This is a genomic window from Nocardia sp. NPDC102475, assembly GCF_055584605.1.
This window is the reverse complement of sequence record NZ_JBVJLS010000005.1, coordinates 301005-325450: the sequence shown is the minus strand read 5'-3', so window position 1 is coordinate 325450 and position 24446 is coordinate 301005. Positions and strand designations below refer to the sequence as shown.

The window sequence follows — 24446 nt, the reverse complement described above, 5'->3', positions numbered from 1 at the left end:
CTCATCCCATGTTCCCAATATTGTTGCGTGTACAGGATTATCGGGAGGACCACATGGGGAACCTGTTCGGACCCACCGGCCTAGTGGGGGGCAGACGTGGCTGAGGGACGCGAAACGACGGCACGGAATTCCACGCTCGCCGGCTATCGCGATGCCTCGATCACCACCACACCGGCCGTCCGCCCGGTGATCTCCATAGCCCTGCTGCTGATGAGTGTCGCGCTGGTCTACGAGGCCGGTCGCGCCGCCCCCGGACAGAACCACGGCTGGTTCGTCGCCGTGTCGATCGCCGGACTCTTCGTGGTCCGCGGCTTGCATCTGCGCCGCCCGATCACCCTGCCGCATTTCACCATCGCGGTTTTCGTGCTTGCGGCGGCCAATGCCGCCTATCGCGCCTCGCATCCGGGCTTCGGATTCGTCTTCCTGGCCGCGACCGGATTCATCCTGATGCTGCCGCAATCGAGTCGACCCCAGCCCGAGCAGTTGTACCGGGTCGCCGAACTCGTCGGCCGATCCCACCGCGATCCCCTCGCTGCCTTCGCGCTGCATTCGTCGAAGTCCTACTACTTCAACACGAATTCGACCGCGGCGATCGGCTATCGAGCCCGCTTCGGGGTCGCGGTGGTCGCCGGTGATCCGATCGGCGATCGCGCCGGCTTCCCGGCACTGCTCACGGACTTCTCCGAATTCGCGGCGAATCACGGCTGGCGGGTCGCAGTGCTCGGTGCCAGTCCGGATCTGGCCGAGATGTGGCGGCATCGGGCGATCGAGCATCGGGGGTTGCGGGCGATTCCGGTCGGCCGCGATGTGATCATCGATGTCGGGACATTCGCCATGGTCGGGCGCTCCTTCCGCAATCTGCGCCAGGGCGTTAGCCGCACCCGGAATTTCGGGGTGACCACCGAGGTCATCAGCGAGACCGATCTGACCGAACCGTTGCGGGCCGAACTGCTGGATATCGTCGACGAGTGGCGTACCGGTCGGCAGAATCGTGGCTTCTCGATGATCCTCGACCATCTGTTGGACGGGCGGAATCCGGGCATGCTGCTGGTGCTGGCCCGCGATGAGGACGGGCGCGTGGCGGGCTTCCAGCGCTACTGCGTCTCCGGGCGGGGCCGCGAGCTGAGCCTGGATGTGCCGTGGCGGCGCAAAGATGCCCCGAACGGGCTGGACGAGCGGATGATCATCGATCTCGTCGACCACGCCCGTACCCAGGGGATCGAACGGATCTCGCTGGCATTCGCCCCTTTCCCGGAACTGTTCGCCGAGAAGGAGCGGTCGCGGACCGGGAAGCTGATCTATGCGCTCGTGCACCTGGGCGATCCGTTGATCCGGTTGGAATCGCTGTACCGATTCCTGCGCAAATTCCAAGCGATGTCGGATCAGCGGTTCGTGCTGATCCGCTGGCGCGAGGTGCTGCTGGCCGCCGCGGCCCTGCTCACCTTGGAGTTCGTGCCGCACCGCAAGCAGTATTAGTCGCGGACGGTAATGCCGATCGCCTTGGCGAATTCGGGTGCCAGATCGATCAGTTGAATCGGGGTGATGGTTGCCCCGCGCAAGGCATCGAGGCCCTCGGCGACATCGAGGTGCACCGCACCGCGCAGGTCGACCTGCTGCAGTCGGGCACGGTTGATCAGCAGGCCTTCCACGGTGGTGCCGGGGAAGGTGACCTTGGTCAGCTCGGCATCACCGAAGTCGGTGTGGCGCAGCACGCAATCGACGAATTGCACCTCGCGCAGTTTGGCCTTGCGAAAGTTCACGGAGTCGAATTTGCAGCCCTCGAAGCGCACTCGGCGCAAGTTGGCACCGCCCGCATCGACACCCGACAGTGCACCGGCGATCAATTCGACGTCCTGCCAGGAGGTATCGGACAGGTCTGTGCCGACCCAGCGCACGTTGCGCTGCCAGACATCGGTGAAGCGGGAGAACCGCAGGCTGCCGCGGTTGATCGCGAGCGAGGTGAAGACTGTCTCGGAGAACCTGGAATTGCCTGCCTCGATGTCATCGAGGTCGTCGCCGGTGATGTGCACACAGTCGTAGTCACCCTCGGATTCGAGATCGCTCTCCAGCGGCGTGAGATAGCGCGCGTAGGGCAGATCCTCGAGTTCGTTGGGCACGGTTGACCTCCGGTTCGGCGACGGTTCTCCTTGTCTACCAGTCGGATCCGACAGGTCAGGAGTCGATGCGGTCCAGCAGCCAGCGCGGGCCCACCGATTCGGCGCCGAGGGCCTCGATTCGCTCGCGGAGTCCACGATCGGCCGTTACGACGGTGATCCTGTCCTCCTCGGTGGCCGCGGCCACCACATCGACGATCGCATCGTCTCCCGAACCGTCCGCCAGCACCACGCGCACGCCTTCGAATTTCTCCGATCCCGCGGCCTTCGCCGCACCCTCCAGTACGACGACCACTTCGGCGCGTCGTGGGAGGTCCAGCGTGCTCAACCCCATGAGCAGTCGCCGAGCCGCACCCGCACGATCGCGCCACCAGCCATCGGGACGCGAGCCCACGACGTTGGCGGCATCGACGACGATCAGCATCGCTTCCTTTCTACCCATCGGTGCTGAGGCGGGCGGCGCGGGTGTGCAGGTAGCGCTGTTGCGGAAGGCTCATCGTCTCTTGTGCGGCAAGCAGATATGCCTCGCGGGCACCGGCGCGGTCCCCCATTGATTCCAACAGATGGGCACGGACCGCTGCCAGGCGGTGATCCCCCGCCAGCTTGCCGCCGTCGACCAGATCGTCGACGAGCTGCAAACCGGCCAGTGGTCCGCGAGCCATGGCTACGGCTACGGCGTGGTTGAGGGCGATGATCGGATTGTCGACCAGTGCCAGCAGTCGTTCATAGAGCAGCATGATCTGCGGCCAATCGGTGGCCTGGTAGGTCGGCGCCTCATCGTGCAGCGCCGCGATGGCGGCTTGCAGCTGATACGGACCGGGTACGCCGTTGGGGAGCGCCTCGGTGATCAGCGCGATGCCTTCGGTGATGGCTTCGGTGTGCCAGAGTGCGCGGTTCTGGTCTTCCATCGGAATGAGTTCGCCGGTGGGTCCGGTGCGGGCGGGGCGGCGGGCATCGGTGAGCAGCATCAGTGCGAGCAGGCCGGTGACTTCGGCATCGTCGGGCAGCAGGCGGTGCAGCAGACGGGTCAGGCGGATGGCCTCGGCGGACAGTTCGACGCGGTGCAGGCTCGGTCCCGAGGTGCTGGCATAGCCCTCGGTGAAGATCAGATACAGCACGTGCAGCACGGCGGCCAGGCGCGCGTCGCGGTGGGCGACGGCGGGTGGGGCGAAGCCGGTACCGCTGTCCTTGATCGTCTTCTTGGCCCGGGCGATGCGTTTGGTCATGGTCGCCTCGGACACCAGGAAGGTGCGGGCTATTTCGGTGGTGGTCAAGCCGCCGACCGCGCGCAGCGTGAGTGCCACCTGCGCGGTGGGCGAGAGCGACGGGTGGCAGCACAGGAACAGCAGGACGAGGGTGTCGTCGGAGTCGGTCGGGTCGCGGTCGGCGGGCGGGGTGAGCCAGTCCTCGGGCAGTGCCCAGCGGGCCACGGTGTCCTCGCGCCTGCGGCGGGCCTGTTCGTTTCGGAGCAGGTCGGTCAGGCGCCGCGAGGCCACCGTGATCAGCCAGGCGCGCGGGTTGTCCGGAATGCCGGCTTCGGGCCACTGAGTCGCGGCGGCGAGCAATGCCTCCTGCACCGCGTCCTCCGCGGTGTCGAAATGACCGTAGCGCCGAACGAGCGCGGCGAGGACCTGCGGCGCGCAGGCGCGCAGCAGGTCCTCGACCTCGGTATCCGACATCGGAAGGGCTCAGCCGAATTCCGGGGCGGACTCCGCGATGGGCCGGACATCGGCGTAGGCCCTATCGGCGATATGCGGCGGGGCCGGGCATTTGCTGAGCTCGGCCGCGATTTCGGTGGCGCGGTCGAAGCTCTCGCATTCGACGATCCAATATCCGGCGAGCACCTCCTGCGTTTCGGCGTAGGGACCGTCGGTCACGAACGGTGCACCGTTCTTGGTGGTGATGCGGCGGGTGTGCACCGGTTCGACCAGACCGCGCGTCTCGACCAGCTCCCCGGACTCCTCCAACTTCTTGTTGAGGTTGCCCATGAACTCAGCCATGGCCGCGAAATCCTCGGCACTCCATGCGGGTTTGCCGCTGCCCTTGCCGACCATGCCGTCGTAGTCCTGCTGCGAGCCGTAGCTCAGGATCATGTATTTCACGACAACTCCTCCGCTCCGGCGGCGTCCTGGTGGCGCCGCTCGTCAGATACGTCGCAGCCGCTGACCATTCTCGGACATGTCCGCCGAAAAAACTTCCGACCGCAGCAGTTGGGCCGCCAGCACGGCCACCGCGCCGAATTCGACGGCCGTGGCGAGCAGCAGGCGCACACTGAATCCGTCCAGCGACGGCCACGCGACCAGCATGAGTACGGCGATCAACGGGATGGCCCATGGCCGGCCGCGCCCCCGCTTCGACCCGCGCATCATCGCGATGACGAATACGAGCCACCCGAGCTGCGCCACCCCGAACCCCACCTCGTGCAGCACGCCGTGCCAGCTGACCCGTTCCGGAGCACCATCGGGTGCGCCCGGCGGAAAGCCCGCGCCCGGATCGGTGACGAAAACTCCGGCAATGATCGAACCGATCCCGAGTGCCGCCACGGCGAGCGGAATCACGGTGCCGCCCAAGGTATTTCGCAGCTCATGCCGCATTCCGGCCGCACACGCGAGGAACAGTGCACCCGCGACGACGAAGTTCACGATCTGGATCCAGCCGAGCGGACCGAGTCCCAACAGACTGATCGGATGGCGGCCGAGATCGAATCCGGCGCGTGTGCCCGCCTGCAGCAACACGGCCAGCACGAATAGCGGTCCGACCACTATGCCGCAGGCAAGTAGTGCCCGGCTCCAGGCGCTTTCTTTGTATGACATCGAGGTCTCCCTGACTTATAGCGTGATTCATCAGGGGACGTCGAAGCGATCATGCGCCGGCGGACATGCTGTGCGCGACTGATCGCATGATTCGGGCCCGATGCTGGTGAGACCCCGCTGCGGTGGAGGCTGACATCGAGCAGCTGATCTGGCGACATCGCTCAGCGACAGCGGTCGATGGCGTCTGGACGCCGTGCATCGATGGCCGCCCCGCCTTTGGCGTTCTGCGCGCCGCAAAAGTTGACGATCATCCATCATCCGAGCTGCCGCGGTAGGTCTACGGCCACCGTAGGCGGCGCGACGCGTGACATGCTGGGGGACATGGTGATCGATGGAGTTGTCGTGTCCGGGTTCGAGGCGGTGCGGGAGGTATTCGCGGCGAATTTCGCCGAGCAGGGGGATGTCGGAGCGGCGGTCGCGGTGTATCGGGATGGCCGTCCGGTGGTGGATTTGTGGGGTGGGCTCGCCGATCCGGAGGGTGAGCGGCCGTGGGAGCGCGACACGCTGCAGCTGGTCTACTCGGCGACCAAGGGCGTCACCGCGACCGTCGCGCATCTGCTCGCCCAGTGTGGCGAGCTCGACCTGGACGCGCCGGTCGCGCAGTACTGGCCGGAATTCGCCGCGGCGGGTAAGAGCGATATCCCGGTGCGCTGGTTGCTGACCCATCAGGCGGGGCTGGCTGCGCTGGATAAGCCGGTACCCCTGGCGGATGCACTCGTCTGGGGGCCGATGGTGGAGGCGCTCGCCGCGCAGACCCCGAACTGGCCGCCCGGCACCGCGCACGGATACCACGGGCGGACCTTCGCCTGGCTCGTCGGTGAGGTCATCCAGCGCGCGACCGGGCGCACCGTCGGGCGGATCCTGGCCGAGGACATCGCCGAACCGTTCGGTGTCGACTTCTTCATCGGTTTGCCCGACTCCGAACGGCATCGCGTCAGCCGACTTGTGTTCGCACCCAAGATCGATTTGACAACGGTTCCGGACGAATTCGTGCCGGAGGAATTCCGGCCGATGGTCCTCGCGATGCGTGATCCGGAGGCGTTGGTCAACCGCGCATTCCAGGTCACCGATCCGGCCGATATCGATTTCAACGACCCAGCGGTGCATGCCGCCGAGATCCCGTCGAGTAACGGCATCGGCACCGCGCGCGGCCTCGCCCGGCTCTACGCGGCAACCATCGGCGAGGTCGACGGCGCCCGCCTGCTGACCCCCGAAACTCTCGCCGCCGCAACCCTCGAACAAGCCGCCGGCATCGACCGCGTCATGATGTTGCCCGACCGCTACGCCTCCGGATACATGCTCCCCACCGAAGGTTTCGCACTGGGAGGCCCTGAGTCCTTCGGGCATCCGGGCCGTGGCGGCTCCCTCGCCTTCGCCGATCCGGACACCGGCATCGCCTTCGCCTACGTCACCAACTACATCATCGAAGGCGCTCCTGACCTGCGTGCCCGCAACCTGGTCGATGCGGTAACCAACGCCATCGCCTAAGCGGCGCACCGGCCGTGCGGTTCAGCGCAGGGTGCGGATCCAACGCCGGGTGTCGGCCGGGTCGATGACGTCGTCGAGTTCCAGGACGGTGGCGGCGGTCAGGGCCTTGCCGTTTGCGTAGGCGAGCTGGACGAGGTTGTCGAAGGCTTCCTGGCGCTTGTCGGGGTCTTCGATGGCCGCGAGTTCCTTGGCGAAGCCGAGCCGGACCGCACCCTCCAGGCCCATGCCGCCGATTTCGCCGGTGGGCCAGGCGATTACGAAGCGAGGGGCACGGAAGGAGCCCGCGGCCATTGCCTGTGCGCCGAGACCGTAGCCCTTGCGGATGATGACGGTGCCCAGGGGAACGGTGAGCGCGGCGGAGTCGATGAACAGCTTGCTGAACTTGGTGACAGTCGCTTCCTTCTCTGCCTCCGGACCGACCATGAAACCCGGTGTGTCGCAGAGCGATACGATCGGCAGGCCGTGCGCGTTGCAGAGTTGCAGGAATGCGCTGAGCTTATCGGCGGCGGGGGCATCGATCGCACCGCCGAGGTGGTGGCAGTCGTTGGCGATGAGACCGAAGGGGCGGCCTTCGACGCGAATGAGAGCGGTGACCACACCGACGCCCCAGTCCCGGCGCAGTTCCAGGACCGAGCCGACGTCGGCTACAGCGGCGATGACTTCGCGGATATCGAAAGCGCGCAGCCGATTCTCGGGCACCACGTGGCGGGCGACGCGCGGATCCGGTGCGGTCCAATCCTGCAGTGGCCCTTGGAAATACGAGAGATAACGACGGGCCGCGGCGACCGCGTCGGCCTCGTCGGCGGCAACGATGTGCACGACACCGTTGCGGCGCTGGACATCGATGGGGCCGATGTCTTCGGGTGCGTACACGCCGAGTCCGCCGCCCTCGATCATCGCTGGACCGCCCATGCCGATATTGGCATCCGGGGTCGCGATGACCACATCGCACATGCCGAGCAGCGCCGCATTTCCCGCGAAGCAGCGTCCGGACACGATGCCTACCAGCGGAACTCGACCCGACAGTGCACCCATCGCACGGAAGGTGGTCACGTCGAGGCCGGAGATTCCCGCGTAGTCGGTGTCCCCCGGTCGTCCGCCGCCGCCCTCGGTGAAGAACACCACGGGCATGCGCTGTTCGCGTGCGAGTTCGAGCATGCGATCGGTTTTGGTGTGATTGCGCATGCCCTGGGTGCCGGCCAGCACGGTGTAGTCGTAGGACATGACCAGTGCGCGAGCGACTTCCGCGCCGAATCGGTCGGCGTTGATGGTGGCGATGCCGCCGATCAGCCCGTCCGCGGGTGTGTTGGCGATCAGATCCTCAGGGCTGCGGCGTAGTCGCTGTGCGGCGACGGCAAGCGCGCCGTATTCGAGGAAGCTGTCGTCGTCGACGAGGTCGGCGATGTTCTCCCGGGCGGTACGGCGGCCCAGCTTATGCCTTTTCGCGACGGCGGCCGGACGGCCCGCATCGAGTCCGATTCGATGCCGCTCGCGCACTTCAGCCAGATCGGCACGCACGGTATCCAGGTCGATCGCCTCTTTGTCGGCGGCCGGACCGTCATGATCGGTCGCGACCCAAGTCAACAGCAATGCATGCGGATCGACCGTCGCGCCCGGTCTCACCAGGTGGCGCGATACCCGCAGCGGCTGCTCGGCCCGCAGCACGTGCTGCATCTTCATTGCCTCGAGCACGACGACTTCCGCACCGGCCGGAACAATGCTGCCCGGCTCCGCCAAGCTCACGACGGCACCGCCCATCGGCGATCGCATGACCTGCTCATCGTCTTCGAGGGCTACCTGGAGATCGGCTGCGGCTGCCGCCGGGTTTCGATGCTCGGCGAGCTGATGCGCCGGACCTTCTGAGTCGACCGCGCGCCGGGCCGTAGTTGACGCGTAATCGCCTGCTCGACCGACAAGTTCGCCGATACTGTCCTCGAACCACGAAGTGGAAACACTGGTCCCATCGGCGAGCTGATCCAACACCGCTCGCAGCAAACTCGTGTTGGTATCGACACCGGCAATCACGGTTTCCGCCAACGCATCCGAACACCGACGCACCGCAGCCGAATACGTCGGCCCCTGCGCGACAACCTTCGCCAGCAACGAATCGAACTGCGCCCCCTGCCGCATGCCCGTGCACGCCGCGGTATCCACCCGAACGCCCACCCCGGTCGGGGCAGCGAATTCCGTCAGCACACCGGTGCTCGGCAGAACCTCCCCACCCGCCGTGACCATCTCGGCATTGACGCGCGCCTGCACCGCGAACCCCCGCACAAAGCCATTCGCTCGAACATCACGACCCGTCGTGTCCGGCACGAGGTCGCCGAGAGCGAGGTCGTGCAGGGTAGCGCCGCGGGCGAGATCGAGTTGGACTGCCACCAGGTCCACACCGGTTACCGCCTCGGTGACGGTGTGTTCGACCTGGAGGCGCGGGTTGACCTCGAGGAACCAGGCGTCGGTCGCGGTGACCAGGAATTCGACGGTGATCACGCCGCGGCAGGAGACCGATTCGGCGATGCGGACGGCATCGCGGTGGAGTCGTTCTCGAAGGGCGGCAGGCAGATTCGGGGCCGGGGCGATTTCGACGAGTTTCTGGTGGCGGCGTTGGATGCTGCAGTCGCGGTCGCCGAGGGTGATGGCTCGGTGTCCGTCCGCGATGACCTGGACCTCGATATGGCGCGCGTCGTCGGCCAGCGCTTCGGCGTACACGGTGTCATCGCCGAAACCGGCGCGAGCTTCGGCTCGGCAGCGCTCGAGTGATTCGGCGAGTGTGTGCGCGGTATAGACCGCACGCATGCCACGTCCGCCGCCACCGGCTGTGGCCTTCAGCATCACACCGTTCGGGTGGTCGGCGAAGAAAGCGGAAATTTCCGCCAGGTCCACGCCGACGGACGTTGCGGGCAGGACCGCGACACCGACCTGTCGTGCGGCGTCGCGTGCCGAGAGCTTATTGCCGAAAGTGCGCAGCACCTCGGGTGAAGGCCCGACGAATACCAGACCGGCGGCCGCGCATGCTGCCGCGAAATCGGCACTCTCACTGAGGAATCCGTAGCCGGGATGCACCAATGCATCGGCATCTGCCCCCTTGGCCGCGGCGACTACAGCGGCGATGTCGAGATATGCGGCGGCACCGATGCCCGGCAACTGGACCGCGTCATCAGCCAAACGCACCGGCAGGGCCGTCGCCTCTGCACTGGTATAGAGCGCAAGGGTGGAGTAATTCCGCTCGCGTGCCGTCCGGATCACCCGGACCGCAACCTCACCCCTGTTCGCCACCACCACATGCATGTCGACAGTCTGCTTTGACATTGACGTCAATGTCAAAGACGATGATTCCATGACACAGGCAGGCTGGTCGGTGCGTGCGGCGCGGGAACGATCCGATACCGACCGCCATCGCGCGTTGCTCGATGCCGCCGCACACGTCTTCGCCGAGCGCGGCTACGACAGGACCACCGTCGCCGATATCACCACCGCCGCAGGCGTTTCCCGCGCGACGATGTATGTCTACTTCGCTTCCAAGGACGAAATCTTCCTCGCCCTCGCGGCCCGGGTCCGCGACGATTTCCTCGATGCCCAGGAACCCGATATCGATACCGACGATCCCCGAGCGATGCTGGCCGCCACCATCGATGCCTTCGCCGCCGCGGTCCGCACAGCCGGACCCATGCTGCGCCTCATCGATGAACGCGGTGCCGTCGACGACCGAGTCGCCGTCCTCGCCCAGGAAATCGCCGAACGCCCCATCCGCCGCTTCACCCGCTACCTCGAACGCCTCCACACCGCAGGCCGCATCTCCCCCACCGTCCCGCCGCGAATCATCGCCGAAACCATCGGCTACGCCCTGACCCGCGGCACCCTCACCCGCGCAGACGCCACCCCACGCGCCCGCGCCACCTACCTGGCCCACATGCAGACGGTTGCCGAAACCCTCTTGTCCCCAACCTGATTCACCCGGATCCGGATGTGCCCCGTCGCCGCCAGCTGGATCCACAGCCCCTGCAGGCATCGTTGCCGAAACGCGCTGGAGCTCAACCTGACCCATATGGATCGACTCGCGCCACCAGGTTCAACGGTAATAGGGTCCCGGTAGTAATCACTGAAATCCAACGGATCTGGCGTAGCCGCTGTCAACTCACTGGCGCAGGTCGGCTCTCGGGCCTGCACACCGGCGTCCGCCACGGCCGGCGGTCCGAGCCCCGCGCCCGAGTTCGGTTCGGAGTACAGCGAGAACGGCGGTCCCACCGCTCGATGGCTGGATTCGAGTCAATGCCTGGTCGTGTCGATAGTGCGCAAAGAGTCCTTGCAAACTCTGTTTTGTAAGCCGCCGTAACCGTGCCCACTCTTGCGTGTGACGCAAGTATGCATTACCAATATTGCACTGGAAATCATGTCTTGGTGGATCAATACTGATCCTCAGGAGTTCTCGGCAGCGGATGTGCCGCTCTCGACGAGACAACCGATCAGTCGCGCCACCCCTCACCGGGCAGTGTCGACTGCCACCCCACCAGGACAGGAGCCCAGTCATGCCCAGAATCGTGCGTCCGACCGCCTACGGCACACCCGATGTGCTCGCCGTGACCGAGGTGCCTACTCCGTGCGCGGCCGCCGACGGCGTGGTCGTCGAGGTCCGAGCCGCGGGGGTCAACCCGATCGACTGGAAGCTCTACAGCGGGGCTTTCCATGCCGTGGACGACGACCACAAGGACGCCGCCGGGGTCGCCGCCTCGATGCCCTCGATCGGTCTGGAGTGCGCGGGCGTCATCACCGAGGTAGGTGCGGATGTGACCGGTGTGCAGGTCGGGGACGAGGTCATCGTGTACCCCGTGACGGCCGCCTACGCCGACTACGTCACGGCCCCGGCCACCTCGATCTTCACCAAGCCCGCCGAGATCGGGTGGGCCCAGGCAGGGTCGCTGATGCTGACCGGCACCACCGCTGTCCACGCGCTGCACGCCGCCGGCGTGGGTGCCGGCGACACGGTACTCGTCCACGGCGGGTCCGGCGGGGTCGGCCTGATGGGCGTGCAGCTGGCCACCACTCAGGGCGCGACGGTGATCGCCACGGCCGCCGAGCGCAACCACGCACTGTTGCGCGAGCTCGGCGCCATACCCGTCGTCTACGGCCCCGGACTCGCCGACCGGGTGCGCGCCGCCGCGCCGCAGGGCATCACCGCCGCAGTCGATTTCGCCGGTACCGACGAGGCCCTCGACGTCTCGCTGGAGCTGGTGGCCGACCGCACCCGGATCGCCTCGATCGCCGGGTCGCCACGACGCGCAGAAGCCGGTATCAAGCTGCTCGGCTACGGGCCGGGGCAGGACGCGGGCACCGAAGTCCGCGGCGCCGCGCGCGGTGAGCTCGTCGAGCGCGCCGGGTCCGGCGCGTTGCGCGTCATCGTCGATACCACCTTCCCGCTCGCCGAGGCCGCGAACGCCCATGAGGTCGGCATCGCCGGACACGCACCCGGCAAGCTCGTGCTGATCCCCTGACCGGCCCCTCGGCTGCCGCGGCTAGGCGATCCGCTTGCGCGCCTGGCCTCTCGGTTTGCGGCCGGGCCGGGCGGCGCCTGCAGCACCGTCGAAGGTGAGTACCCCGTCCTCCAACGGCGCCTTGCGTAGTAGCGCGCGGTCGCGGAAGTAGTTGTTGATGACCTGCCAGGGGCCGCGGGAGCCCTGGCGGGGCATGACGCCGTCGCCGCGTTGGATGTAGCCGGAGGTCAGGGCGCCGCCCATCAGTGACTGATCGGAGCGGTCGGCGTCCTCGGCGATCGCGACGACCTTGGTGTAGCCGTTGGCCTGCATGTGGTTGAGGAGACGGCAGAAGTATTCGGCGGCCAGATCCGCCTTCAGCGTCCACGATGCGTTCGTGTAGCCGAGGACCAGCATCGCGTTGGGGATGCCGTCGAGCAGGGTGCCCTTGTAGACCACGTGCTCACGGGTCGACACCGGCTCGCCGTCCACATCGAGTGCCGCGCCGCCGAGGATCTGCACGGTGAGACCGGTTGCGCTGATGACCATATCGGCGGGGAGTTCTTCCCCGGATGCGAGCCGAATGCCGGTTTCGGTGAAGCGGTCGATGTGCTCGGTGACGATCGATGCCTTACCGCTGCGCAGGACCTTGAACAGGTCGCCGTTCGGGACGACGCACAGCCGCTGGTCCCACGGGTTGTACGACGGCGTGAAGTGCCGCATATCGATCTGCTTGCCGAGTTGCATCCGCACCGCGGCGAGGAGCAGCTTCTTCGACAACTCGGGATTGGTGCGCGAGAGCTGGAAGCTGGCCCGCTGCAACGCGATATTGCGTGCCCGCCCGGCACGATAGGCGAGCTTCTCCGGCACCCGCGCGTACTTCATGCCGACCGCGACCGGGTCATCGGCGGGCAGTGCGGTGATGTAGGTGGGCGAGCGCTGCAGCATGGTGATGTGCGCGGTGTCGTCGGCCATCGCCGGAACCAGCGTGATCGCGGTCGCACCGCTGCCGATCACCACGACGCGCTTACCGCGGTAGTCCAAACCTTCCGGCCAGTGTTGCGGGTGCACGATCTGCCCGCGGAAGTCCGCCTCGCCCGGAAACTGCGGGCGGTATCCGTTGTCGTAGTCGTAGTAGCCGGTGCAGCCGACGAGGAAGTTGCTGGTGTAGATCTCGGTCTCGCCGGTCTGCTCGTCGAGTGCCTCGACGGTCCACAGCTCGGCTTCGCTCGACCAGCTGGCCTTGGTCATCTTGCGCCCGAACCGAATGTGCTCGGTGACGCCGTATTCCGCGGCGGTGTCCTCGATGTATCGGCGGATGTGCGGCCCGTCGGCGAGCACCTTGGTGCCGATCCACGGACGGAAGCCGAAGCCGAAGGACAACATGTCGGAGTCGGAGCGGATGCCCGGGTACCGGAACAGATCCCAGGTCCCGCCGATTGCGGTACGGCGTTCCAGGATCGTATAGCTGCGTCCGGTCTGCTCGCGGGTGAGATGGCACGCCATCCCGATGCCGGACAGGCCCGCGCCGATGATCAGTACGTCGACATGCCGCGTCATTGAGGTAATCCGTTTCGTTCTGCTCTCACCCGAGCACCCTTGCCCGACCGCCCCCCAATATTACCTGTTATCTCCAGTAACGTCTAGCCGTCCGCTTTCGAGAATGCGCTTGCGGCGGGCCTCTCTCGACGTTTGCCGCCACGGTTACATAGTGATCAACCGTCCAAGTGTCGCTTGCCTGGCGATTGCGGCGTAGCGCGGGTTGCGGGCGTTGCAGCAGTGCACACAGCGCGCAACTGCACGCCATGCATTCGCGGCCATGGATTGCTTGCTGATCGCCCCGGCGTCGACCTCGCCAACTCCGCCGACCACAATGGATAGCCGACTCCGGCGGTCGGCCGGAGTCAGAGCATGTATTAAGGGAGTTCATGACCAGCCCAACCCGGTGGCGCCGCCGCCTGCCCGACACCGCGACGAGCCCCGCAGCCGGGTCGCCGACCCTGAAGCGCAGTCTGGGGCGGATCGACCTCACGGCCATGGGTGTGGGCACGATTGTCGGGGCGGGCATCTTCGTCATCACCGGTGTCGCGGCCGCCGAGAAGGCCGGGCCGTCGATCGTGCTGTCGTTCCTGCTGGCCGGAACTGTCTGTGTGCTGGTCGCGCTCTGCTACAGCGAACTCGCGGCCATGGTGCCGGTCTCCGGTAGTGCCTATACCTACACCTACGCCACCCTCGGCGAAGGTCCGGCGTTCCTGGTCGGCTGGAATCTGCTGCTCGAATTCGTCATCGCGGGGGCGGCCGTGGCGATCGGCTGGTCCGGCAGCGTCGTCTCGGCGCTGGACTCCATGTTCGGCATCACTCTGCCCACCGCGATCACGGCGGGTCCGTCCGAGGGCGGCATCGTCAACCTGCCCGCCGTGCTCATCATCGGCGTTATCGTCGCGGTCCTCGTCGGCGAGGTATCGCTGACGGCCCGGATCACCAAGGCGCTGGTCGCGGTGACGATCGGCGTGCTGGTCCTGGTCGTCGCGATCGGCACATCGCATATCGATGTCGGCAACTGGACCCCGTTCGCGCCGTTCGGCTTCGGTGGCATCGTCGGTGGCGCCGCGATCGCCTTCTTCGCCTTCCTCGGATTCGACGTCGTCGCCGCATCCGCTGAGGAGGCGCGCAACCCCCGCCGCGATATCCCGTTCGCGATAATCGGCACGGTCCTGATCGCTACCCTGCTCTACGCGCTGGTCAGCGCCGTACTCACCGGCATCGCACCGTTCGCCACCCTGAACAACGCCTCGCCGATCGCGACCGCCTTCGGGAATCTGCGCGTCGGCTGGATCGGCAATGTCATCGTCATCGCCTCGATCATCGCTCTCACGAAGGGCCTTTTGCTGATCGTCTACGCACAGGTGCGGCTGATGTTCGCGATGTGCCGCGACCGTCTGCTGCCGCGCGGTCTCGCCGAAACCGGCAAGCGGGCCACTCCGGTCCGGCTGACGCTGCTGCTCGGCGTCGTCTGCGCGACCATTGCCGGTCTGCTGCCGATCGATATCGTCGTGGAATTGGTGAATATCGGCGCGCTGTCGGCTTTCGCCGTTGTTTGTGTCGGAGTGCTGGTGCTGCGAAAGCTGGAGCCGAATCGGGAACGGCCGTTCCGCACCCCATTGGTGCCGCTGGTGCCGATTCTCGCCCTCATCGGCTGCGTACTGCTGGCAACCACCTTGGACGGCCTCACCTGGGTGCGTTTCGCTGTCTGGGTACTCGTCGGCATTGTGGTCTACCTGGGCTACGGCCGTAAACGCTCCACCCTCGCCGCCCCGACCATAACTGACTCAATGGTTTCTGCCGAGCGGTAACCGGCGCGAAATTCGCCATTGGGATCTTGCACGAATGCATTCCGAGTCATTGCGTCCGCGTGGTGAATTCGGCACGCTCTCTGGGTAAGAGCCACGGCGCACACCCCGGCGGCCGGGCCGGAGAGGACGACGACCCGATATGTCCGATGACGAGAAGCAGATCCGAATCCTGATCGAGCGGTGGGCGGCGGCGGTGCATACCGGCGACCTGGCAGGTGTAGTCACCGATCATGCCGACGATATCGTGATGTTCGATGTGCCCCCGCCGAATGAAGGCGTGCGCGGCATCGACGCCTATCGGGAGACCTGGCCCGGCTTCTTCGAATGGCAGGCATCGGGTGCGACATTCGACATCGTTTCGCTGGAGGTAGAGGCGGGCGCAGACGTGGCATTCGCGCATGCGCTGCTGCTGTGCGGCACCGCGGAGGATTTCGCCCGCGATCCGGCCAAACGCCTGCGGATCACCTTCGGCCTGCGCAAACAGTACGGACGCTGGGTCGTGGTGCACGAACACCACTCCTTCCCCGACGACACTGCGACACCCGAGGCCTGAGCTCGACCCGGTTCGCTACGGTGGCATCGAGCGCAACGATGCAGCGACCGCCGGTGGCGTGGTGCACCGTTGCCGCGAATACGGCATCGAGTGCACCGGGAGTTCCACGTGAATCAGCCTGATAGCGAAGCCTTTTCGAACCATGCGGGCACCCGCCCCGCGGCCTGGTACGAGAACTGGACGGAGGTGCCCGATTCGCCGTGGCGGGATCGGCCCGAGCCCGTCGGCGAACGCGAGTACCGCACGCTCACCTATGAGCGCGACGGGCGCATCGCGCGCATCACCTTCAATCGCCCGGAGAAGGGCAATACGATCACCCCGGACACCCCGGTCGATCTCGCGCACGCGGTCGAGCGGGCCGATCTGGATCCGCGGGTGCACGTCATCCTGGTATCCGGGCGCGGCAAGGGTTTCTGCGGCGGCTATGACCTGGATATGTTCGCCGAACAGGGCAGCCACGGCGTCGACGGCTCGATCGACACCACCGGCACGGTGGCCGATCCGGTGGTCCAGGCGGTCAATCACAATCCCTGGGGCACTTGGGATCCGATGATCGACTACGCCATGATGAGCCGGTTCAATCGCGGTTTCGCCAGCCTGATGAACGCGAACAAGCCGACGGTCGCGAAACTGCACGGCTTCGCCATCGCGGGCGGCACCGATATCGCGCTCTACTCCGACCAGATCATCTGCGCCGACGACACCAAAATCGGCTACCCGCCCACCCGCGTATGGGGTATTCCGGCGGCGGGCATGTGGGCCCATCGCCTCGGCGATCAGCGCGCCAAGCGGCTGCTGTTCACCGGTGACTGCATCAGCGGAAAGCAGGCCGAAGAGTGGGGCCTCGCGGTCGAATCGTGTCCGGCCGATGAACTCGACGAGCGCACCGAGGCATTGGTGGCACGCATCGCGCGCATGCCGATCAACCAGCTGATGATGGCCAAACTGGCGCTGAATTCGGCGCTGCATTCGCAGGGCGTGACGAATTCCGCGATGATCAGCACGGTATTCGACGGGATCTCGCGGCACACACGCGAGGGTTACGCCTTCCAACTGCGTTCGGCCACCGTGGGTTTCCGCGAGGCAGTCCGCGAACGCGACGAACCGTACGGCGACTACAAGCGCGCCCAGTTCCGCGCCGAGGAATAACGCGCTCAGCGTGTATAGCGGTGCTTCACCCCGATCGGGAAGTAGTCCGGATCGCCGGTGGGGCGCAGCTCGACATGCGGCAGGTGACGTTCGGGCGGAACGTAATGCGCGTATTCGCTATTGCGGCGCAGCAATTCGTCGCGAATCGATTCGGCGACGCGTCGGATGCGTTCGGGGGTATTCGGTTCGTCGGGGACCAGTTCCACCGTGACGCGCAATGTCCGATCGTGATCGGCGTTCTCCCACACCTCCAGCACGAACTTGCCGGTCACCCATTCGCTGACACCCGGCTGTTCCAGCCCGATCGTCACCGTCTCCGGAAAGACATTCGCCCCGAATATCGATACCGCGTGCAGCGATCGCCCGAAGACATAGACGAACGGCAGTTCGGGTCCGGTTTGGGCACCGAGATCGAGGCCGTGGGCGGCACAGAACCTGAGCATATCCGCGTGCGAGACCACGCCACCGTCGTCGGCGATGTGATAGCGGATCAGCGGTACCCCGGAATCGGTGGTGAATGCCAGTGTGCCGTCGATGGATTCGAAATACCGATCCGCCGGATCGTACTGCAGCAGCGTGGGCAATCGCCGACTCCCGAACAGTTCTTCTCCGGCGGGATGTTCGCCGAGGAAGCGCCGGATTCGCACACTCAACGGCGTCTCGTTGCCGAGCACTCCCCCGTCTGCGGTTCCGTACAGCGAGGCCACATCCCGCACCGGATCCAGCCCGGTCCGCTGTGCCATCAGATCACGCCACTGCTCACTGATCACCTCACCGGCCAGTACGAGCTTCACCGAGTAACCCGACCACTCGACCCCCGCGCGTAGTCCGGTATCGATGACGTCCTTGAGGAACGGCGGATATCCCAGCAGCACAACCTGATCGACGTGCGAACCCAGTTCCGGGATCACCCGCAAGATCTCCGCTTTGTTATTGCCCGGCGCGACGATCGTCAACGGCAGCTCCGCCGCCAGTGTCCGCAGGCAGGAGAGCGTGTACAGCCCGCCGACCCACGTACCCAGCGGGAAACACACCACCGCGAGGGTGCGCGTCGTCGCGGCACCGAAGCCGTCGACGAGCACCTGCGCGAACCGGCGGGTGGAGGCCGCCTCGTCCGCGGCGGTGCGCGGCCAGAAGGTCGGCGTACCGGTCGATCCCGATGACACCGCGATCAGATCGCAGTTGGTGAGATCGCCGCCGCGGCAGCGTTCGGGTAGCGGATAGCGGTGGTGGTAATTGGCCTTGGTCGTCAACGGCAGCTGCTCGAAGGCTGTGGCATCGGTGATCTTCTCCGGATCGATGCCGTGCGCGTCCAGAAATGCCCGATACGCGGGCACGGTGGCCGCGGTCCGTGCCACCGAGTCGAGAATGTGCTGATTCGGATCGACTGACATCTGGCGACCTCTCTCCCCGTGCGCCGCTTCAACGCTACCGCTGTCGGATGCGCGGCATGCGTGATCGTCCGATACTTCTTCCACGGCGTGGTCCCCGAACGCGGCACCCGCTGCGACGATTGATACCGGAAACAGCGGGGTCGTTGCGCTCGATGGGTATTTCGAGAACGGGAGGGCTGGGGGATGTCGGAAATGAGGGCGGGGTTCGGGGTACTCGGACCGGTGCAGTTGACGATCGATGAGGTCGCGCAACCGCTCGGTGGTGTCAAACAGCGTGCGGTATTGGCGTATCTGGTGGTCAATGCGAACCGGCCGGTGTCGACGGAGGCGCTGGCACAGGCGGTATGGGAGGAGAATCCGCCACCGGATATCCGGATCAGCCTGCACACCATCGTGTCGAATCTGCGAAAGCCGTTGCGGGATGCCGGACTCGACGCGCGTACGATCCTTTCGCGCGCCGGCACGGGCTACCGGATCACGGTGCCCGCCGACAGCTGCGATGTCCAGCGGTTCCGTACGCGCAAGGAATCCGGATTGCGGGCCATGGCCGCGGGCCGGTTCTCGGTGGCCGGGGAGGTGCTTTCCAGCGCGCTCGCGCAGTGGCGCGGCACGGCACTGGCGGACCTGCAGGGCCTCGGCTTCGCCGATGCCTTCGCCACCGCTCTCGACGACGAACGGATCGGTGTGATCGAGGCCCGCGCCCAAGCCGAGATCGCGCAGGGCCGGGCCGACGGCGTCATCGCCGAGCTGGCCGAATTGGCCGATAGGTATCCGCTGCGCGAACCGCTGTGGGAGCAGCTGATCACCGCGCTGTATGTCAGCGGTCGACAGAGCGACGCACTCGAGGCGCTGCGCCGGTTGCGGGTGACCCTCGCCGATGAACTCGGCATCGATCCGCTGGCATCGATTCGCGAACTCGAAGCCAAGATGCTGCGCCAGGAACCACTCACCCCGCCCGCCGATGCCGTCGCATCGGCACTGCGCGCCACCACCGTCGTCGATCTGATAGCGCCCGGATCCCAAGCGTACCTGCGGGATTCGACCGGGCAGACGTTTCCGATCACCGGCCCGTTCACCCGCATCGGCCGACTCCCCGATAACGACATCGTGCTCGACGACGGCAAGGTCAGCCGCCATCACGCGGTGATCGTCAGCAATGGGGTGACGTGCGTGCTGAAGGATCTGCTGTCCTCCAACGGTGTGTTCGTCGGCGGGGTTCGGGTCATCGACGGCGCCGCGCTCACCGATGGTGTGACGATCCGTATCGGCGACACCGAATTCACCTTCGGCGTCATGCCGCACAACTAGGTGACGTGCTTATCGAACCAGTCCCGCAGTTGGGCTTCGGTTTTCGGTCCGGGGAGCGGGTTTTCCGGCAACAGTGTGCAGAACTGGGCGATCAGGTGGGCATCGGAGTGCACGGCGATCAGGCAGGTCCGGGTGCCGATATCCGGATCGTTGTCCAGGAAACATAAGAATCGGCCGATGTCCTTGCCCCCGCTGCGCCACACCTCGTCGGCGCCCCCGCCACCGCAGGCGTGTCCGCCGAGTACCCCGACGTCGGCCCGGTACAAGGTTTCTGCCGACTGGGCGTCCGGGAATCCGAAGAACTGTGCGGACGGATAGTCGGGCGGGGTACTGCATACGATGGCGGCGTTCACCGTGCCGCCGGGCGGCGGCACGTGCCGACAGTTCGCCGGACCGAAGGCATTGCCAAGATGCCCGAGGACGACATGGTCCTCGGGGGTGAAAAAGTCCGGGTCACGGGCGGCTTCGGCGGTCAGGAACTGGCTGGCGGCGAACTTGGACATGTAGTCGCGCAGCGGCTGGTCGCTCGGCGACGGCCAGATGAAGAAGGCCAGTGCGAGCTGGGGCTCATCGGTCACCAGCAGAGATGGTTTCGGCGCGTTGGGGTCATCGGCGCGGTTGGCGAGGCACGCCTTGCGGCCGATCTCCTTGCCCTCGTACATCACCGGGCCGTCCGGTCCAGCGGGGTCGCCCGGGCAGTTGGTGGCCTGGAAGGTGCGGATCAGGAGGTTGTAGTAGTCGCGCAGTGCGTCGAGATTGCGGAACCGCATGTATCGGACCGCCGACTCACTGGCCGCGGGGTGGTCCGGGCAGAAGATGACCGCGACGGTAGTGGAGGTATCGGGCGGCTCGTGCTGGCAGGTGGATCGTTTGCGGCCGGTCTGGGCAACGATCTTCAGCAGATCGATATCGGCGTCGCGCAGTGCGGTGGCGTCGGCGACCGCGGTGCCCTTGCGATCGCCGAGCAAGGTCCAGGCTCCGAATCCGGCCCCGGCGGCGATCACGGCGGCGAGCGCCAGGACGAGCGCGGTCAGCCTGCGGCGTCGGCGGCGCGGTTCGGCCACCGTGACACCCTGTGTATCGCGTGTCTCGGCTTCGGGCTGCTCGACATCGGATCGCTCCGTATCGGGTTTCCGGGCAACGGATAACAGATCGTCACGAGTCGCGGTATCGGTCGAGCTGCCTTGTCCGGCTTCACGATTCGAGGTTCGTTCATCGTGCACCCCGATCGCGGACACCGCCGTGCGCCCCTCGGTGACCGCACCGGCACTCGTCAGCGCCGCCTCCGCCGCATGCGCGAGGTCCCCCGCCGCCCGGTAACGTTCTCGCACGTTTTTGGCCATACCGTGCTCGATGACGGTATCGAGCGCGGGCGACACATCCGGCTGGTTCGTGCTCGGTCGCGGCACCGGCCCGAACAGATGCGCGCTGATGATCTCGGCGTCGGTGGTGCCCGCATACGGTCGTGCGCCGGTGAGGCATTCGTAGAGCACGCACGCCAGCGAGTAGACGTCGACCGCGGGCGTGGTGTGCTCGGCACGGAACCGTTCCGGCGCCATGTAGCTGAACGAGCCGATCACCGCACCGTGGGTCGTCAACCCGTGATCGGCATCGGAATGCGCGATACCGAAGTCGACCAGATAGGCGAAACCTTCCGGCGTGAGCAGGATGTTGTCCGGTTTGACGTCGCGGTGGACCAGTCCTTCCGCGTGCGCGGCATCCAATGCCGACGCGATCTGGCGGATCACCGCCACCGCCTGCTGCGCAGGCATCGGTCCCTTGCTCTCCAATACCGACGGCAGGCTGACACCGTCCACCAAGCGCATGTCGATGTACAGGTGGCCGTCGATCTCTCCGTAATCGTGAATCGGGATGACATGCGGTTCGCGCAGTCGCGCGGCGGCGTCGGCCTCGCGCTGGAACCGCTCGCGGTACCCCTCGTCCTGCGCGAGCCGTTCGAGGAGCACCTTGATCGCCACACTGCGGCGCTTGCGCATGTCGTAGGCCTGGTAGACCTCGCCCATGCCTCCGCGCCCGAGCAGCCGATCCAACCGGTAGTGCCCGAATATCGAGCCCACGGTCGGTGGCTGGCGCTGGCTCGTCATCTCGTCCTCCGCGATGCAGACCGGAGCCCTTCGCTGTCGGTCAACTGTAAGTTCGGCGACCGGCTTTTCGCGCCGCCTGCGGAAATGTTCCCCCTGTTTGATCTTCGCCGTGCCCTGTTTGGTTAACCGCTGGTCCTGTCGCGCGGCGGATCGAGTGCCGACGATAGAGTCATGGGATGACCTGGACCGTCGGTTTCGACCTCGATATGACGCTGATCGACTCCCGGCCGGGTGTGTGCAAGGCGATCGAGCAGTTGGCCACGGAGTTCGGTCTGCCGTTGCGTAGTGCTGAACTGGCCGACCGGCTCGGGCCGCCGCTGGCGATGCTGCTGGCAGACGCCGGTGCGCCCGAGGAGCTCATTCCGGCACTGGTGACCCGCTACCGCGAGATCTATCCATCGATCGTGCCCTACATTCCTGCCATGCCCGGTGCCGATGCCGCATTGGACGCCGTCCGTGCGCGCGGCGGAAGGGTGCTCATCGTGACCGGTAAACACGAACCGCTGGCCCGGCTGCACGTCGCCGAACTCGGATGGCGGATCGATAAGGTGGTCGGTGATCTGTGGTCCGACGGCAAGGCGGCAGCATTGCGCGAGCACGGCGCGGATCTGTTCGTCGGCGATCACGAGGGCGATATGCGCGGGGCGCGGGCGGCAGACGTGTTTGCGCTCGGGGTCGCCACCGGACCCTGCGATGCCGACGAATTGCGCACGGCGGGAGCGGATTTCGTCCTCGGCGAGCTGACCGAATTCCCGGACTGGCTGGCCGCACGCTAGCGCCCGCCTGCCGCACCCTCCAGCGTCTCGAACCGCAACGACAACCCGTCCAGCAACGCGCGCAACCCGGTTTCGAAGGCGGCGTCATCGATATCGCGCTGCCGCCCCGACAACAGGTGCGCCTCGTCGAGATGCGGATAATTTCCGCGATAGACCGCCGCGTCCTCCGGGAACCCGCCCGCGAACGACCCCAGCGTCGACCCGGTGACGAAGAACCGCATGAGCGCACCCACCTGGGTGGCCTCGCCGCGCGGCCAGCCCGCCGCGACCAGGCCTCCGAAGACCGCATCGGCTTGGCGCAACGCATTCGGCCGTCGGCCCATGCCCTGGTTCAGGGCGGGCACCACCTTCGGATGCGCCGCCAGGGCCGCCCGATACGACCTGGCCCAATCGCGCAGTGCCACCCGCCAATCCGAGATATCGGTGAACATGGACAGATCGATCTGGCCGAGGACGGCATCGACCATCGCGTCCAGCAGATCGTCCTTGGTGGCCACATGGTTGTAGAGCGAGGGGCCCTGCACGCCGAGTTCGGTGGCGAGTCGGCGCATCGAAACCGCCTCCAGTCCTTCGGCATCCACCAGATCCAGCGCGGCCGACACGATGCGATCGCGGCTGAGCAAGGGGTGGCGGGGTCTTCCCACGAAAACCTCCTGGTCGATCAATCCAGTGTCGCACGGCGGGTACCCACACCATCAAACTTGCATCGCTAGTTTATCGATGGTTAGCATACGAGAAACTTTCGCTGTTAGTTTTCTTGCCCCGGAGTCGTGATGAACCTGGAACTGTCCGACGAACAGGCCGCCGCCAAGCGCCTCGCCGCCGAATTCGTCGACCGCGAGATCGTGCCGCATGCGATGGAGTGGGACCGGACCGAATCCGTCGATACCGCGATCGTGGCCGAACTGGGTGAAATCGGCTTCCTCGGCCTGACCATTCCCGAGGAGTACGGCGGCAGCGGCGGCGACTATCTCACCTACTGTCTGGTACTGGAGGAACTCGGGCGCGGTGACTCCGCTGTGCGCGGAATCGTCTCGGTCTCTTTGGGTTTGGTCACCAAGTCGATAAATCACTATGGCACCGAGGAGCAGAAGCGCAGGTGGCTGCCGCGCTTGACCGCGGGTGTCGCACTCGGTTGCTTCGGCCTGACCGAGCCGGGGACCGGTTCGGATGCGGCGCAATTGCGCACCCGCGCGGTTCGCGACGGTGACGACTGGGTGTTGTCCGGGACCAAGATGTTCATCACCAACGGCACCTGGGCCGATGTCGCCCTCGTTTTTGCCCGCACCGGCGGCGAAGGGCATCGCGGTATCACCGCATTCCTGGTCCCGACCGACTCCCCCGGCTTCACCGCCCGCGCCATCCACGGCAAGCTGGGACTGCGCGGACAGGCCACCGCCGAACTCGTACTCGACGGCGTCCGGGTCCCCGACAGCGCCCGATTGCACGATGAGGGCAAGGGCTTCACTGTCGCGATGGCGGCGCTGGCCAAGGGCAGGATGTCGGTGGCCGCCGGTTGTGTCGGTATCGCACAGGCCTGCCTGGACGCCGCCGTCGGATATGCCACCGAGCGCGAACAATTCGGCAAGCCGATCGCCGGGCATCAGTTGGTGCAGGAGCTGCTCGCCGATATCGCCCTCGATGTGGACGCGGCCCGGCTGCTGGTGTGGCGGGTGGCCGATCTGATCGACCGTGGTGCCGAATTCGGCGTCGAGTCGTCGAAGGCCAAATTGTTCGCGAGTGAGGCCGCGGTGCGGGCCGCCGATCGGGCGCTGCAGGTCTTCGGCGGTTATGGCTATATCGACGAATTCCCGGTCGGCAAATATCTGCGCGACGCCAAGGTGATGACCCTGTACGAAGGCACGAGCCAGATCCAGAAGCTACTGATCGGTCGTGCGCTGACCGGAGTCAGCGCATTCTGATGA

20 protein-coding genes are annotated in these 24446 nt (G+C 66.2%); 10 read left to right on the top strand and 10 right to left on the bottom strand.

The window, feature by feature from the left end; translation table 11 throughout:
* Positions 1–96: 96 nt before the first annotated feature.
* The gene (locus ACZ60G_RS11960) at positions 97–1476 is read left to right on the top strand and encodes a bifunctional lysylphosphatidylglycerol flippase/synthetase MprF (RefSeq protein WP_465809646.1); all 1380 of its coding nucleotides are present in this window, start codon (positions 97–99) and stop codon (positions 1474–1476) included.
* Here the strand turns inward: ACZ60G_RS11960 and ACZ60G_RS11955 are convergent.
* Genes ACZ60G_RS11955 through ACZ60G_RS11935 form a run of 5 tightly spaced genes read right to left on the bottom strand, consistent with a single transcriptional unit; the run spans position 1473 to position 4927 of the window.
* A complete protein-coding gene (locus tag ACZ60G_RS11955) occupies positions 1473–2117 on the bottom strand; it encodes a pentapeptide repeat-containing protein (protein ID WP_465809644.1) in 645 nt (214 codons plus the stop codon). The two genes, ACZ60G_RS11960 and ACZ60G_RS11955, sit on opposite strands and share 4 nt — an antisense overlap.
* A 55-nt stretch (positions 2118–2172) precedes the next feature.
* Positions 2173–2538, bottom strand: a complete 366-nt coding sequence (locus ACZ60G_RS11950; RefSeq protein ID WP_465809642.1) for an NYN domain-containing protein — start codon at positions 2536–2538, stop codon at positions 2173–2175.
* 10 nt (positions 2539–2548) lie between these two features.
* Positions 2549–3793, bottom strand: a complete 1245-nt coding sequence (locus ACZ60G_RS11945) for an RNA polymerase sigma factor (protein ID WP_465809640.1) — start codon at positions 3791–3793, stop codon at positions 2549–2551.
* A 9-nt stretch (positions 3794–3802) separates the two neighbouring features.
* Entirely contained in the window at positions 3803–4207 is a 405-nt protein-coding gene (locus tag ACZ60G_RS11940) for a YciI family protein (RefSeq protein ID WP_465809875.1), read from the bottom strand.
* 51 nt (positions 4208–4258) lie between these two features.
* Positions 4259–4927, bottom strand: coding sequence for a DUF998 domain-containing protein (locus tag ACZ60G_RS11935; protein ID WP_465809638.1), 669 nt, complete (start codon positions 4925–4927; stop codon positions 4259–4261).
* 321 nt (positions 4928–5248) lie between these two features.
* Here ACZ60G_RS11935 and ACZ60G_RS11930 point away from each other — a divergent pair, with 321 nt between their 5' ends.
* Complete coding sequence (locus ACZ60G_RS11930; protein WP_465809637.1) at positions 5249–6415, top strand: serine hydrolase domain-containing protein; 1167 nt, start codon at positions 5249–5251, stop codon at positions 6413–6415.
* Positions 6416–6436: 21 nt separating this feature from the next.
* On the opposite strand, the gene ACZ60G_RS11925 is transcribed toward ACZ60G_RS11930, so the two are convergent.
* Entirely contained in the window at positions 6437–9703 is a 3267-nt protein-coding gene (locus ACZ60G_RS11925) for an acetyl-CoA carboxylase family protein (protein ID WP_465809873.1), read from the bottom strand.
* A 49-nt stretch (positions 9704–9752) separates the two neighbouring features.
* Here ACZ60G_RS11925 and ACZ60G_RS11920 point away from each other — a divergent pair, with 49 nt between their 5' ends.
* Both ACZ60G_RS11920 and ACZ60G_RS11915 read left to right on the top strand, forming a co-directional pair.
* On the top strand, positions 9753–10364 hold the full coding sequence (locus ACZ60G_RS11920) for a TetR/AcrR family transcriptional regulator (RefSeq protein ID WP_465809635.1): 612 nt from the start codon (positions 9753–9755) through the stop codon (positions 10362–10364).
* A 577-nt stretch (positions 10365–10941) separates the two neighbouring features.
* Positions 10942–11904, top strand: coding sequence for an NADP-dependent oxidoreductase (locus ACZ60G_RS11915; RefSeq protein ID WP_465809633.1), 963 nt, complete (start codon positions 10942–10944; stop codon positions 11902–11904).
* A 21-nt stretch (positions 11905–11925) separates the two neighbouring features.
* Here ACZ60G_RS11915 and ACZ60G_RS11910 read toward each other — a convergent pair whose 3' ends face one another.
* A complete protein-coding gene (locus tag ACZ60G_RS11910; protein WP_465809631.1) occupies positions 11926–13443 on the bottom strand; it encodes a flavin-containing monooxygenase in 1518 nt (505 codons plus the stop codon).
* Between the two features lie 368 nt (positions 13444–13811).
* On the opposite strand from ACZ60G_RS11910, the gene ACZ60G_RS11905 reads away from it, so the two are divergent.
* The 3 genes from ACZ60G_RS11905 (at position 13812) to ACZ60G_RS11895 (ending at position 16938) form a co-directional block, all read left to right on the top strand.
* A complete protein-coding gene (locus ACZ60G_RS11905; RefSeq protein ID WP_465809629.1) occupies positions 13812–15236 on the top strand; it encodes an APC family permease in 1425 nt (474 codons plus the stop codon).
* 139 nt (positions 15237–15375) lie between these two features.
* Positions 15376–15789, top strand: coding sequence for a YybH family protein (locus ACZ60G_RS11900; RefSeq protein WP_465809627.1), 414 nt, complete (start codon positions 15376–15378; stop codon positions 15787–15789).
* A gap of 108 nt (positions 15790–15897) precedes the next feature.
* Entirely contained in the window at positions 15898–16938 is a 1041-nt protein-coding gene (locus tag ACZ60G_RS11895; RefSeq protein WP_465809625.1) for a crotonase/enoyl-CoA hydratase family protein, read from the top strand.
* A gap of 5 nt (positions 16939–16943) precedes the next feature.
* On the opposite strand, the gene ACZ60G_RS11890 is transcribed toward ACZ60G_RS11895, so the two are convergent.
* Positions 16944–18332 carry a phenylacetate--CoA ligase family protein gene (locus ACZ60G_RS11890; RefSeq protein ID WP_465809624.1) on the bottom strand — a complete coding sequence of 463 codons (1389 nt, stop codon included), beginning with the start codon at positions 18330–18332 and terminating at the stop codon, positions 16944–16946.
* A gap of 183 nt (positions 18333–18515) precedes the next feature.
* Between ACZ60G_RS11890 and ACZ60G_RS11885 the strand changes: the two genes are divergently transcribed.
* Positions 18516–19640 carry a BTAD domain-containing putative transcriptional regulator gene (locus ACZ60G_RS11885; protein WP_465809622.1) on the top strand — a complete coding sequence of 375 codons (1125 nt, stop codon included), beginning with the start codon at positions 18516–18518 and terminating at the stop codon, positions 19638–19640.
* Here the strand turns inward: ACZ60G_RS11885 and ACZ60G_RS11880 are convergent.
* Positions 19637–21745 carry a serine/threonine-protein kinase gene (locus tag ACZ60G_RS11880; protein WP_465809620.1) on the bottom strand — a complete coding sequence of 703 codons (2109 nt, stop codon included), beginning with the start codon at positions 21743–21745 and terminating at the stop codon, positions 19637–19639. The genes ACZ60G_RS11885 and ACZ60G_RS11880 overlap by 4 nt on opposite strands.
* A gap of 176 nt (positions 21746–21921) precedes the next feature.
* On the opposite strand from ACZ60G_RS11880, the gene ACZ60G_RS11875 reads away from it, so the two are divergent.
* On the top strand, positions 21922–22521 hold the full coding sequence (locus ACZ60G_RS11875) for an HAD family hydrolase (RefSeq protein WP_465809618.1): 600 nt from the start codon (positions 21922–21924) through the stop codon (positions 22519–22521).
* Here the strand turns inward: ACZ60G_RS11875 and ACZ60G_RS11870 are convergent.
* The gene (locus ACZ60G_RS11870; RefSeq protein WP_465809617.1) at positions 22518–23165 is read right to left on the bottom strand and encodes a TetR/AcrR family transcriptional regulator; all 648 of its coding nucleotides are present in this window, start codon (positions 23163–23165) and stop codon (positions 22518–22520) included. The two genes, ACZ60G_RS11875 and ACZ60G_RS11870, sit on opposite strands and share 4 nt — an antisense overlap.
* Before the next feature lie 129 nt (positions 23166–23294).
* Between ACZ60G_RS11870 and ACZ60G_RS11865 the strand changes: the two genes are divergently transcribed.
* Complete coding sequence (locus ACZ60G_RS11865; RefSeq protein WP_465809615.1) at positions 23295–24443, top strand: acyl-CoA dehydrogenase family protein; 1149 nt, start codon at positions 23295–23297, stop codon at positions 24441–24443.
* Positions 24444–24446: the final 3 nt, after the last annotated feature.